The following is a 14368-nucleotide window of genomic DNA, read 5'->3' as shown; positions in this document are numbered from 1 at the left end:
CGGCTAGGCCGTGCTGACCTTTCCGTCCAGCGGCACCACGACGCTGGGTTCCGGCGCGTTCTTCTGCTCTTGGTAGGCCGACTCGAGCGCGGCGGGGACGGCCTCGAGGTCGCGGTACACGCCCATCAGCTGCTCGAGGACGTCGATCCGTTGTTTGATCGCCTCGTCCGCCGCGCGCCGGGCCTGCTCACGGTAGTGATCGGCCTCCCGCTGGGCATCGCGCCAGGACTTGTCGATCGCCGCTTCGGTTTCGGCGCGCATGCCCGCCAGTTCGGCCTCAAGTTGCTTCTTGGTTTCCTCGTAATCGTTTTCCATGGCTTTTCGTTGGGCGGCCATCTCCGCCAACTCCTCTTCGTGCTTTCGCTGCGCCGCCTCGACCTCCGCCTGGGCCGCCGCGATCAGCGCGTCCGCCTCGCTGCGCGCCTCGGCCTGCATCTCGGCCACCTCGTCGACCGCGCGGTTGAGCATCTTCGCCATCCGGCGCTGCATCGCGTGCGGTGCGGGTGAGGTGTCGGTGAGGACGGCGACCTCCTTGCGCAGCGCGGCCGTTTCGTCGCCGGCTTCCTTCAGCCGGGTCCGCAGGCTATCGACGTCGTCGAGCAACAACTGCTGCTTGGTGGTCAACATCTCGATGTGGGCGTCGACCGCGGACGGGTCGTAGCCCCTGAACATGCGATTGAACGCCTTTGCGGGTTCGGTTATCACTGCCAATTCCCCCTTCTGGCAACGTGTGGTGACCTGGTGAGACCGACCCCCGCGTCCGAGTATGTCACGGGCGCGGGGACCAACGCTCATGCCCGACGGTAGCTGTGCAGCCGGTACCGCAGCCCCGTGCGGCTGACCTGCCACTCCCCCGTGTGACCGATCCAGCTGTCGTCGAGCACCGGTGCCAGCGCGTCGTCGTCGTCGCGCCGCAGGTCGACTTCGACCTCGGTGACCTCGCACCGGGTGGCGCGCGGCAGCGCGAGCAGATACACCTGCTCGCCGCCGATCACCCAGGTCTGTGGCTCGTCCTCGCAACCGGCGAGCGCCGCCTCGAGCGAATCGACGACCTGCGCCCCGTCGGCCACGAAGTCGCTCCGGCGCGAGAGTACGACATTGCGGCGACCCGGCAGCGGCCGGACCTTCGCCGGCAGGGACTCCCACGTCCGCCGCCCCATGACCACGGTGTGCCCGAGCGTCAGCTCCCGGAAGCGGGCCAGGTCCTCGGGCACTCGCCACGGGATGTCGCCACCGCGGCCGATGATGCCCGATGTGGACTGCGCCCACACCAGGCCGAGATCGGTCATACGGCGACGGGCGCTTTGATCGCGGGGTGCGGGTCGTAGTTCTTCACCACGACGTCGTCGTAGGTGTAGTCGAAGATCGAATCCCGGTGCGCCAGTACTAATTCCGGGTAGGGCCGCGGTTCGCGGCTGAGCTGGGTCCGCACCTGCTCGACGTGATTGTCGTAGATGTGGCAGTCGCCGCCCGTCCAGACGAACTCGCCGACCCCCAGACCGGCCTGGGCGGCCATCATGTGGGTGAGCAGAGCGTAGCTGGCGATGTTGAACGGGACCCCGAGAAACAGGTCGGCGCTGCGCTGATACAGCTGGCAGCTCAGGCGGCCGTCGGCCACGTAGAACTGGAAGAACGCGTGGCACGGCGGCAGCGCCATCTGCGGGATCTCCCCGACGTTCCACGCCGAGACGATGATGCGCCGTGAGTTCGGGTCGGTGCGCAGCAGCTCCAGCGCCGCGCTGATCTGGTCGACGTGCTCACCCGTCGGCGTCGGCCAGGACCGCCACTGCACGCCGTAGATCGGACCGAGATCGCCCGTGCTGCTTGCCCATTCGTCCCAGATGGTGACGCCGTGCTCGTGCAGCCACGCGACGTTGGAGTCGCCGCGCAGGAACCACAGCAACTCGTAGACGACCGACTTCAGATGCACCTTCTTGGTGGTGAGCAGCGGGAAGCCGGCCGACAGGTCGTAGCGCAACTGCTGGCCGAACAGGCTGCGGGTCCCGGTGCCGGTGCGGTCGGATTTGGCCGTGCCCCGCTCGAGCACCAGGCGCAGCAGGTCCTCGTAAGGCGTGGGAACCGGCACGCCGAAAGCTTAGCGGCGATCGCAAGCGCGGCGAAGCCGGGCGCGGCGGGTCGCCGCCACATTTCCCGCGGCGATCGCAAGCGCGGCGAAGCCGGGCGCGGCGGGTCGCCGCCATATTCCAGCGGTGGGCATGCGGAGTACAACGAATGCCATGCCGAAAATCATCGACACCATCACCACCGCTGACGGGACCTGCACCGTCCACTTGTTCACCCCCGACGGTCCGGAAGCCCAGGTCCCCTGGCCGGGCGTGGTCATGTACCCCGATGCCGGCGGGGTGCGCGACACCTTCGACCAGATGGCCGCCAAGCTCGCCGGATACGGCTACACCGTGCTGCTGCCCGACGTGTACTACCGCAGCGGCGACTGGGCGCCGTTCGACATGGCCACCGTGTTCGGCGACGAACGGGAACGCAGGCGCTTGTTCGGCATGATCGGCAGTATCACGCCGGACAAGATGGCCAGTGACGCCGGCGCCTTCTTCGACTACCTGGCGGCCCGGCCCGACGTGTCCGGGGAGCGCTTCGGCGTGTGCGGCTACTGCATGGGTGGGCGCACGTCGCTGGTGGTCGCCGGCAGGGTGCCCGAACGCGTCGCCGCGGCGGCGTCGTTCCACGGCGGCGGCCTGGTGACCGACACCGCGGACAGCCCGCACCTGCTGGCCGACCGGCTGCGCGCCACCGTGTACGTCGGCGGCGCCAAGGACGACGCGTCCTTCACCCGCGAGGACGCCGAGCAGCTCGAGAAGGCGCTGACGGCGGCCGGCGTGCGGCACACCATCGAGTGGTATCCGGCGGCCCACGGGTTCGCGGTTCCGGACAACGCGCCGTACGACCCCGCGGCGGCCGAGCGGCACTGGCAGGCCATGACCGAGGTGTTCGCTTCGGCGCTACCGCGCTAAACCGTCCAGCAGCAACGTCGCCGCCTAGCTCGGCGGCAGGTCCACCAATTCGGCCAGCCGGGCGCGGTGACGGTAGGCGGTGCCGAAGATGAGCTGGTCGCTCTTGGCTCGCTTGAGGTAGAGGTGCGCGGGATACTCCCACGTCATGCCGATGCCGCCGTGCAGCTGGACGCACTCCTCGGCCGCGTGCACGGCGACTCCGCTGCAGTAGGCCTGGGCGAGGGCCGTGGCGACGGCGGCGTCTTCGTCGTCGCGGGCGCACGCGTCGGCGGCGTAGCGGGCCGCCGCCGTCGCGGCGCCGACCTCGAACCACAGGTCGGCCAGCCGGTGCTTGACCGCCTGGTAGGAACCGATCGCGCGGCCGAACTGCTTGCGCTGCTTGACGTAAGCCAGCGTGGTGTCGAAACACCACTGGGCCACCCCGAGTTGCTCCGACGCGAGCAGGGCCGCCCCGGTGCGCAGCGCCTCGGCGACCGGTCCGTCCGCCGGCCCGACGCGCGACGAGTCCACCGCCGAAAAGCTCACGTCGGCGAGGGGTCTCGTCATGTCCAACGCGAGCAGTGGGGACACCTGCACACCGGCCGCCGCGCGCGGGACGGTATGCAGCTCCAGCCCGGCCGGGCCCGCGACCGGGACCACCAGCACGTCGGCCTCGGCGGCCCCGGCGACGCTGGTGACCGAGCCGGTCAGCCCGTCGGCGGCGCCGGTCACCGCCGTCACCGGATCGCCGGGTGCGGCCGACAGCGGCACCACCAACGCGGCGGTCAGTTCGCCTTGTGCCAGGGCGGACACGGTCTCGGTATCGCCGGCGCGCAACAGCGCGACGGTGGCCAGCACGGCGCTGGACAAGAACGGCACGGGCGCGACGGCCCGCCCGATCTCTTCCATGACGACCGCCGCCTCGCGCGCACCCGCGCCCGCTCCGCCGAGCGACTCCGGGACCAGTAGGCCGGCCACTCCCAGCTCGCCGGCGAGCGTCCGCCAAACACCCGAAAAGTCTTGCGGCTCCGGGTCGTACGCGTGGGTCACCGATTCGGGTGGACAGCGGTCGGCGAACAGCTGCCGGACGCTGTCCCGCAGCGCCTCCTCGGTGTCGGAGTACAGCAGGTCACTCACCGGTTCAGGTCCTTCCACGCGACGTCTTTGTCGACGCGATGTTCACCCGGCAGGCCGAGGATGCGCTCGGAAATGGTGTTGCGCAGGACCTCCGAGGTGCCGCCCTCGATCGAGTTGCCGCGGGCGCGCAGGTAGCGGTACCCGGGCTCGCGTCCGATCAGATCGACGACCTCGGTCCGGCGCATGGTCCAGTCGTCGTACTGCAGGCCGGACTCGGCATGCAGCTCGATGTCGAAGCCCGAAACGGCTTGTGCGAGGCGGGCGAAGGCCACCTTCATGCCCGCGCCCTCCGGTCCCGGCTGGCCGGCCTGGGCCTGCTGCCGCAGCCGCTCACCGGCCAGGCGGAGGACCTCCGCGTCGACCCACAGCCGCATCAGCTCGTCGTGCATTCCGGGGTTGCGCAGCCCCGGCTCGTCCCGCCACGCCTTGGTGATCTTCCCGATCATCCCGCCCTCGCGCGGCGTCCCGGCGCGGGTGCCGATGGCGACGCGCTCGTTGTTCAGCGTCGTGGTCGCGACCCGCCAGCCGCCACCGACCGGGCCGAGCCGGTTGGCGTCGGGCACGCGGGCGTCGGTGAGGAACACCTCGTTGAACTCCGCCTCGCCGGTGATCTGACGCAGGGGTCGCACCTCGACGCCGGGCTGCGTCATGTCGCACAGGAAATACGTCAGCCCCGCGTGTTTGGGCACCGTGGGGTCGGTGCGGGCGACCAGGATCGCCATCTGCGCGTGCTGGGCCATCGAGGTCCACACCTTCTGCCCGTTGACAATCCAGTCGTCACCGTCGCGCACCGCACGGGTGGCCAGCCCGGCCAAATCCGAGCCCGCGCCGGGCTCGCTGAACAGCTGGCAGTAGACCTGCTCGCCGGTGAACAAGGGGCGCAGGAACTTTCGTTTTTGTTCGTCCGTCCCGAATGCCGCGATGGTGGGGGCCGCCATGCCCATTCCGATGAAATTCTTAGCCGTGCCGCCCACCGGCGCGCCCGCGGCGGCCAGCTGGGCGTCGACGATTTCCTGCGCCTTGCGCGGCAGGTCCAGCCCGCCGAAACCGCGCGGCAGGTGCACCCAGGCCAGGCCCGCGTCGTACTGCGCGCCGAGGAATTCGCGCGGTTCGGTGGTGGCCGGGTCGTGCTCGTCCAACAGCGCCTGCACCCGCGCCTTGAGGTCCACCGCCAGGTCTTCGGAGCTCATCGCTAGCCCTGCGGTCGGATCTGGAAGCCTTGCGCGGCACCGAGCAGCAGGCCGCCGTCGATGACCATCGTTTCGCCGGTGATCCAGCTCGCGGCGTCGGAAACGAGGAAGGCCACGGCGCCGGCCACATCGGCGGGCTCACCGATGCGCCCGAGCGCGATCGAGGAGGCGAGCGGGTCCTCGTGGTCCTTCCACAGCGCCTCGGCGAGCCGGGTGCGCACCACCCCGGGGGCGATGGCGTTGACACGGATGCGCGGAGAGAGTTCCAGCGCCAGCTGCTTGGTGACGTGGATCAGCGCGGCCTTGGTGGCGTTGTACATGCCCATGGCCGGCGACTGGTGCAGGCCGCCGATGGAGGCGGTGTTGACGATCGCCCCGCCGTGCTCGCCCATCCACGACTTGACGACCAGCGAGGTCCACAGCAGCGGCGCCCAGAGGTTGACGTCGAAGATCTTGGTGAAGCGGGCGTGGTCCTGGTCGATGAGCGGACCGTAGGCAGGGTTGGTGCCCGCGTTGTTGACCAGGATGCCCACGCCGCCGAAGCGTTCGAGCGTGAGGTCCACGCAGCGGCGGGCGGCGTCCTCGTCGACCGCGTGGGCGCCGACGCCGAGGGCGTTTCCGTCCACCTGCGCCGCGGCCTCGTCGGCCGCCTCCTGCTTGCGGGCGGTGAGCACCACGTTCGCCCCCGCGGCCGCGAGCTGCTGGGCGATGGCCAGCCCGATCCCGCGCGAGGCGCCGGTGATGATCGCGGTTCGGCCGGTCAGGTCCAGTGAGGTCATCGTGGTGCGCCTTCCGTTGCGCGAAAGCCAACGGTTTCCCGTTCGCTACATGGATGTTTTACACGTGTCGGTCCGTGGTATGCGACCCGCATGTTCTCGAAATTAACCCTCGCGAAAAGACTGGTAGTGGGCGGGGCTGCGGCCGCGGCAATCGCGGTCGCGCCGATCGCCATGACCGACTCCTCCGCCTCAACGCCTGCGCCGTCCGCGGCGCCCACGCACGTGGTGTTCAAGGACGACCCGGGCGGTGGCGGCTGTGACGCCAACGGCAACTGCGGTTCCGGCGGCCAGTTCAACGGCCCCGGTGGCGGTCCCGGCGGCCAGGGCTGCGTCCCGGGCGTGGGCTGCGGCTCCGGCGGCCAGAACGCGGGACCCGGTGGGATCCCCGGCGGTCAGGGCTGCCTGCCCGGCATCGGCTGCGGTTCCGGGCACGCCTGATCAGTTGGACTGATCAATTCGATCTGCGCGGCTCCCGGAGCCTGGCGATCCAGGCCCGGGAGTCCGCGGGGTCGATGACGTCGTCGAGTTCGAATGTGGTGGCCGCCCGCAGCGCCTTGCCGTGCTCGTAGGCCGCCGCCACCAGCTTGTCGAACAGCTCCTGGCGCTTCACCGGGTCTCCCTCGGCCGCCAGCTCCTTGCTGAAGCCGAGGCGCACGGCGCCCTCGAGTCCCATCCCGCCGATCTCCCCCGTGGGCCAGGCGACGGTGAACTGCGGGGCGCGGAACGAACCGCCGGCCATGGCCATCGCGCCGAGCCCATATCCCTTGCGCAGGATGATCATGCCGAGCGGCACGGTCAGCCGCGCTCCCAGCACGAACATTCGCCCGAACCGCCGGACCGCGGCCTGGGTCTCCGCGTCGGGACCGACCATGAAGCCCGGGGTGTCGCACAGCGAGATGACCGGCAGCCGGAACGATTCGCAGAGGGCGAGGAAGTCACCGGCCTTGTCGGCCGCCTCGGCATCGATGGCGCCGCCGAGGTGGTGCGTGCTGTTGGCGATCAGCCCGTAGGGCGCCCCTTCGACGCGGACGAGCGCGGTGACGATCCCGACGCCATAGTCGGGCCGCAGCTCCAACGCGGAGCCGGTGTCGACGATCGCCTCGATCGCCCGGTGTACGTCGTAGGCGCGTAACCGATTCTGCGGCACCACATGCCGGGCCAAGCGTGGGTCCGGTGCCGCCCAGTCGTCCAGTGCGCCCTGGAAAAAGGACAGATATTGCTTGGCCAGCGCGACCGCGTGCAGCTCGTCGCGGGCGACCAGGCTGACCACGCCGTTGCGCCGCTGCACGCCGATCGGCCCGATCGCCTCCGGCGGGTACACCCCGAGCCCGCCGCCCTCGATCATGGCCGGGCCGCCCATCCCGATGTTGGCGTCCGGCGTCGCGATGATGACGTCGCACACCCCGGCCAGCGCGGCGTTGCCGGCGAAGCACCGCCCCGACACGATCGATATCAGCGGGACCCGGCCGCTCAGCGCCGCCAGCATCCGGAAGGTCGGCACGTCCAGCCCCGCGGCGCCGCCGACGTCGGTGTCGCCCGGCCGGCCGCCGCCACCCTCGGCGAACAGCACCACCGGCAACCCCTTTCGGGCCGCCAGGTCGAACGCGCGGTCGGTCTTCGCGTGGTTGCGCATGCCCTGCGTGCCCGCGAGCACGGTGTAGTCGTAAGACACCACGACGGCCTCGGCCGCCGCTCGCCCGAAACGGTCCGCGCCGATGGTGGCCAGGCCGGCGACCAGGCCGTCGGCCGGCGTGTTGGCGATCAGGTCCTCCTCCGAGCGTCGGCTGCGCTGCGCCGCGATCGCCAGCGCGCCGTACTCGACGAAGCTGCCGGGGTCGATCAGATCGGCGATGTTCTCCCGGGCGGTGCGACGGCCTTGCTTGTGCCGCTTGGCCACCGCCGCCCCGCGGCCCTCATCGCGGGTCAGCAGATGCCTCCTGTGCACCTCGTCGAGGTCGGCGCGCGGCCTGTCGAGATCCGTTGCCGCCGTTGACGAATCGCCGTCAGAAGCGGTGCCAGTGCGGGTGAAGACCAGTAACGGGTCGCCGGTTCCGACGACCTGCCCAGGGGTCACCAGGTTGCGCGTGGTCCGCAGCGCATCCGGCGCGACGAGCACGTGCTGCATTTTCATCGCTTCGAGGACGACGAGCTGGCTGCCCGCGCCGTATTCGGCGTCCTCGGGCGCCACCTCGACGACGGTGCCGGCCAGCTGCGCCCGCAACACGTCCTCGCCGGGGTAGAGCTCGACCGGCGCGGCGCGGACGTCGTGCTGGTGCCACGACGCCGCCGCCAGCTCGGGTAGCTTCTGGTCGACGAAAGTGGTGCTCACGCAGCCGGATTCCACGGCAGGGTCACTCAGCAGCTCGCGCAGGAAGTCGATGTTGGTGCGGACGCCCTCGACGCCGAACTCGGCGAGGGCGGTCCGGGTCTTGCGCAGCGCGGCCCCGAGTGAGGACCCGCGGACGTGGGTGACCACCTTCGCCAGCAGCGAGTCGTAATGCGGGTTGACGACCAGTCCCGTCCGGCCGTAGGTGTCGACCCGGATCCCCAGCCCGCTCGGCGGCGAGAAGGCGGTGAGCGTGCCGGCGGAGGGGACAACCGAAAGGTCGACGGCGAAGGTCTCCGCGTTGACCCGCGCCTGGATCGCGACGCCGCGGTGCGCGGCGGGCTCGCCGATGACTTCGGTGCCGTCGGAGGCGATTCCGGCCGGAAGCCCGAGCTGGTAGAAGGAGGCGCCCCCGGCGATGTCCAGCTGGACCGCCACCAGGTCGATCCCGGTCGTCTCCTCGGTGACCGTGTGCTCCACCTGGATTCTCGGGTTGACCTCCAGGAATACGAAGTCCTCGCCGGTGACCAGGAATTCGACCGTGGCCAGCCCGCGCAGCGCGACTCGCGCGCACAGCCGGGCAGCAGCCTGGTGCAGACCACGGCGCAATACGTCGGAAAGCCCTTGGGCGGGCGCCATTTCGACGAGTTTCTGGTAGCGCCGCTGGATGCTGCAGTCGCGGTCACCGAGTGCGAGTGCACGGGTCTGGTGCCCCGCCGGGGCGGCGACCACCTGGACCTCGATGTGCCGGGCACCGTCGAGAAGCGCCTCGGCGAACAGCGCCGGGTCGCCGAAGCCGAGCCGCGCCTCCGCGGCGCACCGCTGGTAGGCGTCGCCGATCTGATCGGCGCTGCGCACCGTGCGCATCCCCCGTCCACCCCCGCCGGCGAGGGCCTTGATCATGATGGCGCCGCCCTGGGCGGCGAAGAACGCCTCGACGTCCGCCACGCTGCTCGGCCCGTCGGTCGCGGGCAACACCGGCACCCCGGCGGCGACGGCGGCACCGCGGGCGGCGGCCTTGTTGCCGACCAGCTCGAGCGCGTCGGCGGCCGGTCCCACAAACGTGTACCCGCCGCCGGCGCAGGCGCGGGCGAATTCGGCGTTCTCACTGAGGAACCCGTAGCCCGGGTGGACCAGCTGCGCGCCGGAGCTCTTGGCCGCGGCCAGCAGGGCGGACTGGTCCAGATAGGCTCGCGGTCCGGCGCCGGGCAGGCCGATCGCCTCGTCGGCGGCGTGCACGTGCGGGCTCTCGGCATCGTCCTCGGCGTAGACCGCGGCCGTCCGCAGGCCCAATTCGGTTGCGGTGCGGATGATTCGGAGCGCAATCTCGCCGCGGTTGGCGACCAACAAGGTCGCGCTCATCGCAGCTGCTCCCCCCACCGCACCTGCTCACGGAGTTTGCCTTTGAGCAGCTTGCCGCCGGCGTTGCGCGGCAGCGCGTAAGCGACCACGGCGACGTACTGCGGCACCTTGAAGTCGGCGAGCTGCGAGCGACAGTAGTCGAGCACTGCCGGTACGTCGATCTCGTCCGCGCCGCCGAAGAGCACCGCCCCCACCTTCTCGCCCATGACGTCGTCGGGAACGGCGAGCACGCACGCGTCGGCGATGTGGGGCGCCGCCAGGAGCACGGCTTCGACCTCGACGCTGGAGACGTTCTCACCGCCGCGGTTGATGATGTCCTTGAGCCGGTCGACGATGTGTATCCGACCGGCGTCGTCGACCCGCACCACGTCGCCGGTGTGCAGCCAGCCGTCCACGATGGTGGCCGCGGTCGCCTCCGGGCGGTTCCAGTAGCCGGCAGTCACGTTGGCGCCGCGCACCACCAGCTCGCCCACGCCCGGCTCGTCACCGCCGAACGGAACCAGGCCCAGGTCGACGGACGGGACCGCGAACCCGACCGAGTCGGCGTGCTCGACGGCGTCGCGGCTCGGCAGCACGGTCATCAGCGATGCCGTCTCGGTCATGCCGTAGCCGTTGAACACCGTGGCCTGGGGGAAGGCGCCCTTCACCGCGCGCACCAACGACGGGGCGATCGGGGCGCCACCGTACCCGACCCAGCGGACCCCGGAGACATCGACGTCGGCGAAGCTGTTGTGCCGCAACATCAATGCGTAGATCGCCGGGACGGTGACCATGACGGAGATGCGCTCGGCGCTCAGCGTGGCGATCAGCCCGTCCAGGTCAAGGGCGGGCAATATCACCGACGCCCCGCCCAGCCGGGTGGCCGCCAACAGCTGCGAGTTGCACCCGGTCACGTGGAAGAGTGGCACGGAGATCAGCGTGCGCATCGCTTCGCCGAGATCTCTCGGCTGGTCTAGGCAACGCATCGCGTTCTCGGTGTTGGTCAGGAATGCCTCGTGGGTGGTGGGTACCCCCTTGGGGTGGCCGGTGGTGCCCGAGGTATAGAACAGCGCGGCCACGTCGGCGGGACCGAGTTGCTCGGTCACGTACGGCCGCCCGTCGGGCAGCGGTGCGTCGGCCGCCAGGTCCAGCGTCGCCCCCGAGTCGGAGAGGACGAAGTCGACTTCAGGTTGCGCCGAGCGCGTGTTGACCGCCACCGCGACGCCGCCGGCCATCACCGTGCCCCAGAACGCCAGCACCCAGTTGATGCCCGCGGGGTGCCGCACCGCGACGCGGTCGCCGGGCCGCAGTCCGGCTGCGCGCAGCCCACCGGCCACCCGCGCCGCGGAGTCCCACAACTGACGGTAGGTCAGTCGCCCGGCGCCGAGTTCGACCACCGCCTCGCTGTCCGGGCGCCGCTCGACCTGCTCGACGAGCATGTCGAGCAGGGTGGCCGGGAGATCGTCGTAGCGCGGGATGCGGTCGGCGCCGCGAGTCACTCCGGTCGTGGGAAACGGGTTGTTGTCCCGGGAGATGTCGAGGACCGCGCCCCGCTGCGTCACGTCTCGACCTCCGTCACAAGAACAGTTGCGTCCCGCTGTGAGCGTAGTAGGCCGCCCCGTCCCTGAGCTCGAAACGGTCCTGCCGGATCAGCGCGATGGTCCCGGCGGCGAACCGGACAGACCGTCCGACAGACCGTCCGCGATCCCCCGGTCTATGTCGTGTTGTTGAACCGGGCCGCCGCCTGAAGGCGTGTCCGGGCAGCTGCAGCCGAGCGTGCCGAAGACGCTGGGGTCGGCGTGGACCGGTGTCCCGACACCGCAGCCCAGCGCCAGGACGGCGGTGAGCACTATCTCGGCGATCACGTCGCGGCCCCTCCTCACCCGGCGGCTGCCCGCCCCATACATAACCGGACGAGCACGCGCACTAACGGGTTCCACCGATGAGATCGGGGGCGCGGTCGATGGCCGCCTCGGCCGCCTCCGAGCGCAGAAGCATCCCGTTGAGGGCGAAGAACGTCAGGACCGCCCCGGAACCGGCCATCATCGGCGGCAGCACCAGCAAACACAGCTCCGACAAGCCCAATCCGGTCAGACGAACTCCTGCCAGCAAAACGGCGGCGTTGAAGGCGAGGATTTCGGCGAGGTGGACAACGGACCTCACCAGATACCGGCCGCCGACGGCACGGATACTGGCCGAAGATGCGGTGGTCGTCGTCATGACCCCAGGCTCGCGCGGCGCCGGGCCGCTGTCGTCGGCGCTGACACCCGTCTTGCGGGACCGCCAGCCTGACCGCGGCGATACCCGCTGGCTGCAATTACGCTCGACACTGCCGGTGCGGATCATACGAGAGGATCGGGTCAGGTGGAGCCGGAGAAACCGGGCAAGCGCGTCGTCGTCGCCGACGACGACGTGCTGTTGCGGGAGGGATTGGCCAGCCTGCTGACCCGGTCCGGTTACCGCGTCGTTGGCCAGGCCGGTGACGCGGCGAGCCTTCTAGAACTGGTCCGCCGGGAAAAGCCGGAGCTGGCGATCGTCGACATCCGGATGCCGCCGACGGGCACCACCGAAGGACTCGACGCCGCGATGACCATCCGCGAGGAGCTGCCGCCGGTCGGGCTGGTGATCTTGTCCGCGCACGTGGACGTCGAGCCGGCGATGCGGCTCCTGGCCAGCGGCCGCGGCGTCGGTTACCTGCTGAAGACGCGGGTCACCGATGTCGACGACTTCCTGGACACGCTGGGCCGGATCGCCGGCGGCGCGTGTGTGGTCGATCCGGCTCTGGTCCAGGAGTTGGTCGAAGCGCGCACCCGCAACGACCCGCTGGCCGCGCTGAGCCCACGGGAGTTGGAGGTCCTCGCCCTGATGGCGGAAGGGCGCTCGAATGCCGGCATCGCCCGCCGCTTGTGGGTCACCGAGGGCACCGTCGAGAAGCACGTCCGCAGCATCATGACCAAACTGGAGCTGCGCGAGACCCCGGACGATCACCGACGGGTTCGTGCGGTCGTCACCTTCCTGAAGGCCCGCTGACCGGTGCCGAAAGCCAAGTCGCAGGCCCTGTCTCGCCTTGGCTCGACGTTGCTGTCCCGCGACCCACTGCCCACGCCGCTGGGGATCGCGGTCGCGACCGCCTGCATCGGCGTGGAGACCGCCGTCATGCTGCTGCTCAAGATGCTCGCCGCCGACAACGCCTTCGGCGTCCTCTACCTGATCGGGGTTCTGATCGTCGCTACCGGCTGGGGCCCAAGCCTGGCCGCCGCCACCGCGGCGCTCAGCGCGCTCGCCTTCGACTACTTTCGTGGCTGGCCGGACAACACGATGGTGCCGAGCCAGCCCCAGGACTGGACGGTATTGCTGGTCTTCGTCGTCGTCGGACTGGTGGCAAACGCCCTGGCGCGCACCGCGCGAGCCCACGCCGCGGATGCCGAACAGCGGCGGCGCGACGCCGAGGCGAGCCGCGACGAGCTCGGTGTGCTGGCCGAGCAACAAGCCGCGCTACGCCGGGTTGCCACCCTGGTCGCGCGCGGAATTCGGCCATCCGACGTCTTCCCGGCGGTCGCCAATGAGCTGGCGAGATCGCTCGGCGTTGCCAACGCTTCCCTTTGGCGCTACGAGAACGACGGCACCGCAACGCTTGTCGCGGCCCGTGACGACCCCGTGCAGGTCGCGCGGATGCCCGTCGGCAGCCGTTGGTCCCTGGGCGGGCAGAACATCGGCGCCATGGTGGCCGATTCCGGTCGGCCCGCTCGAATGGACAGTCACGACAAGGCGATTGGCGACGTGGCTGCGCTGATTCGCCGCCTCGGATTGCGCAGCGGCGTGGGCGCACCCATCGTGGTCGACGGCAGGCTGTGGGGTGTCGCCGTCGTCGGCTCCGCCGCGGAGCCGCTGCCGCCCGATACCGAACAGCGGATCGGCGAGTTCAGCGAGCTGGTCGCGGCCGCCATCGCCAATGCCGAAGCCCACGCGGCACTCACGGCGTCGCGAGCGCGGATCGTCACGGCCGCCGACGACGCCCGGCGCCGCCTGGAGCGTGATCTGCACGACGGGGCGCAACAGCGGCTGGTATCGCTTGCGCTGCAACTGCGCTCGATCGAGGCCGCCATCCCGCCCGAACTGGGTTCGCTAAGAAACGAGATCTCGGCCGCCGTCACGGGCCTGAGCGCGGCGTCGGCCGATCTCCAGGAGCTCGCCCGGGGCATTCATCCGGCGATCTCGTCCAGAGGAGGGCTCGGTCCGGCGCTCGAGGCGCTCGCCCGCCGCTGCCCCGTTCCGGTCACGGTTCGCCTGGCACTGGAAGAACAGATTCCCGAATCCGTCGAAGTCGCGGCGTATTACGTTGTGGCGGAAGCCCTTACCAACGCGACCCGGCATGCGCGCGCCTCACTGATCGACGTCGACGCCCGGACCGACGAGGCGCAGCTGATGGTCGCCATCTGCGACGACGGGGTCGGTGGAGCGGACAGCCGCAACGGATCCGGGCTCCTCGGCTTGCTAGACCGGGTCGAGGCGCTCGGGGGTCACCTCGACATTGCCAGTCCGCCCGGCGGCGGCACCGCGCTGCAGGTGGCGATACCCACCCGCGCGTGACACCGCGCGGCCTCGGCCGCACGGTGTCCTATCGTCATA

General features: G+C 70.5%; 14 protein-coding genes. 4 read left to right on the top strand and 10 right to left on the bottom strand.

What is annotated here, in order from left to right; genetic code table 11:
* Positions 1-3 precede the first annotated feature (3 nt).
* The 3 genes from A5692_RS19695 to A5692_RS19685 form a co-directional block, all read right to left on the bottom strand.
* Entirely contained in the window at positions 4-705 is a 702-nt protein-coding gene (locus A5692_RS19695) for a cell division protein DivIVA (protein WP_068058860.1), read from the bottom strand.
* Between the two features lie 86 nt (positions 706-791).
* Positions 792-1289 (bottom strand): dihydrofolate reductase, encoded by a 498-nt coding sequence (locus A5692_RS19690; RefSeq protein ID WP_068058858.1) that lies wholly within the window; start codon positions 1287-1289, stop codon positions 792-794.
* Positions 1286-2086, bottom strand: a complete 801-nt coding sequence (locus A5692_RS19685) for a thymidylate synthase (protein ID WP_068058855.1) — start codon at positions 2084-2086, stop codon at positions 1286-1288. Before A5692_RS19685 ends, A5692_RS19690 begins: the two co-directional genes overlap by 4 nt.
* A 151-nt stretch (positions 2087-2237) precedes the next feature.
* Here A5692_RS19685 and A5692_RS19680 point away from each other — a divergent pair, with 151 nt between their 5' ends.
* Positions 2238-2987: a dienelactone hydrolase family protein gene (locus tag A5692_RS19680; RefSeq protein ID WP_068058853.1), complete on the top strand. Its 750-nt coding sequence runs from the start codon at positions 2238-2240 to the stop codon at positions 2985-2987.
* 24 nt (positions 2988-3011) lie between these two features.
* On the opposite strand, the gene A5692_RS19675 is transcribed toward A5692_RS19680, so the two are convergent.
* The 3 genes from A5692_RS19675 to A5692_RS19665 are packed head-to-tail and all read right to left on the bottom strand — an operon-like array spanning position 3012 to position 6072.
* Positions 3012-4103, bottom strand: coding sequence for an acyl-CoA dehydrogenase family protein (locus A5692_RS19675; RefSeq protein ID WP_068058851.1), 1092 nt, complete (start codon positions 4101-4103; stop codon positions 3012-3014).
* Positions 4100-5293 carry an acyl-CoA dehydrogenase family protein gene (locus A5692_RS19670; RefSeq protein ID WP_068058850.1) on the bottom strand — a complete coding sequence of 398 codons (1194 nt, stop codon included), beginning with the start codon at positions 5291-5293 and terminating at the stop codon, positions 4100-4102. The genes A5692_RS19675 and A5692_RS19670 overlap by 4 nt, the downstream gene beginning before the upstream one ends.
* A gap of 2 nt (positions 5294-5295) precedes the next feature.
* A complete protein-coding gene (locus A5692_RS19665) occupies positions 5296-6072 on the bottom strand; it encodes an SDR family oxidoreductase (RefSeq protein ID WP_068058848.1) in 777 nt (258 codons plus the stop codon).
* A 90-nt stretch (positions 6073-6162) separates the two neighbouring features.
* Here A5692_RS19665 and A5692_RS19660 point away from each other — a divergent pair, with 90 nt between their 5' ends.
* Positions 6163-6510: a PE-PGRS family protein gene (locus A5692_RS19660; protein ID WP_068058846.1), complete on the top strand. Its 348-nt coding sequence runs from the start codon at positions 6163-6165 to the stop codon at positions 6508-6510.
* Between the two features lie 13 nt (positions 6511-6523).
* Here A5692_RS19660 and A5692_RS19655 read toward each other — a convergent pair whose 3' ends face one another.
* From A5692_RS19655 to A5692_RS19640, 4 genes are all read right to left on the bottom strand, one after another.
* Complete coding sequence (locus A5692_RS19655; protein ID WP_068058844.1) at positions 6524-9760, bottom strand: carboxyl transferase domain-containing protein; 3237 nt, start codon at positions 9758-9760, stop codon at positions 6524-6526.
* Positions 9757-11301, bottom strand: a complete 1545-nt coding sequence (locus A5692_RS19650) for a class I adenylate-forming enzyme family protein (protein WP_068058842.1) — start codon at positions 11299-11301, stop codon at positions 9757-9759. The genes A5692_RS19655 and A5692_RS19650 overlap by 4 nt, the downstream gene beginning before the upstream one ends.
* An 87-nt stretch (positions 11302-11388) precedes the next feature.
* The gene (locus A5692_RS19645; RefSeq protein WP_156766173.1) at positions 11389-11604 is read right to left on the bottom strand and encodes a hypothetical protein; all 216 of its coding nucleotides are present in this window, start codon (positions 11602-11604) and stop codon (positions 11389-11391) included.
* A 61-nt stretch (positions 11605-11665) separates the two neighbouring features.
* Positions 11666-12085 carry a hypothetical protein gene (locus A5692_RS19640; protein WP_156766172.1) on the bottom strand — a complete coding sequence of 140 codons (420 nt, stop codon included), beginning with the start codon at positions 12083-12085 and terminating at the stop codon, positions 11666-11668.
* An 18-nt stretch (positions 12086-12103) separates the two neighbouring features.
* On the opposite strand from A5692_RS19640, the gene A5692_RS19635 reads away from it, so the two are divergent.
* Positions 12104-12769 carry a response regulator transcription factor gene (locus A5692_RS19635; protein ID WP_068058836.1) on the top strand — a complete coding sequence of 222 codons (666 nt, stop codon included), beginning with the start codon at positions 12104-12106 and terminating at the stop codon, positions 12767-12769.
* A gap of 3 nt (positions 12770-12772) precedes the next feature.
* Positions 12773-14329, top strand: a complete 1557-nt coding sequence (locus A5692_RS19630) for a GAF domain-containing sensor histidine kinase (protein ID WP_082962889.1) — start codon at positions 12773-12775, stop codon at positions 14327-14329.
* Positions 14330-14368 lie beyond the last annotated feature (39 nt).

This window comes from Mycobacterium sp. E342 (assembly GCF_001667665.1).
Classification (GTDB): Bacteria; Actinomycetota; Actinomycetes; order Mycobacteriales; family Mycobacteriaceae; genus Mycobacterium.
Note: the sequence above shows the minus strand (reverse complement) of the source record. Positions and strands in the feature narration are given on the sequence as shown.